Here is a 419-nt window from a genome sequence, read left to right as displayed (position 1 = left end):
CGTTTTTTCCAAAGTGTGGTGGGATCTTCAAGTGTGAGTTTATAGAGGCTTAAACTGCCGTCGGATTGGCCTTGTAGTGCCTGAGTAATAATACCTGTGGTACGGAACAATTGTCCTGAGTCGGTGACTTGGTCGACCGCCACTTGGCTACCAATGAATTGTTTTAATGGAATCGTAGCATCAGTGGATAAGCAAATCAGTTCTGCACGAATGCCTTGATTGATTTCATGTTGCCCATCTATACGTTGTAAAAACACCTGAGCATTTAATATAGGATTAGAAAATTGAATATGGATGGCACGTTTTTGTGGGGTGATGCCTAATTGATCTAATGCGCGAAATATATTATTCAACATCTCTTGTTATTTAATATTAACTTAAATTTCGCGCATTCTATAAACCATAGACTAATCTGTCTA

General features: G+C 38.7%; 1 protein-coding gene. It reads right to left on the bottom strand.

Annotated elements, in window-relative coordinates; genetic code table 11:
- A partial coding sequence (locus IO68_RS29830) for a contractile injection system protein, VgrG/Pvc8 family (protein ID WP_023013938.1) occupies positions 1-356 on the bottom strand: 356 nt, incomplete at its 3' end.
- Between the last annotated feature and the right edge of the window lie 63 nt (positions 357-419).

Source organism: Acinetobacter sp. COS3, from assembly GCF_000475335.1.
Taxonomy (GTDB): domain Bacteria; phylum Pseudomonadota; class Gammaproteobacteria; order Pseudomonadales; family Moraxellaceae; genus Acinetobacter; species Acinetobacter venetianus.
This window is presented reverse-complemented; position numbering and strand designations above follow the sequence as displayed.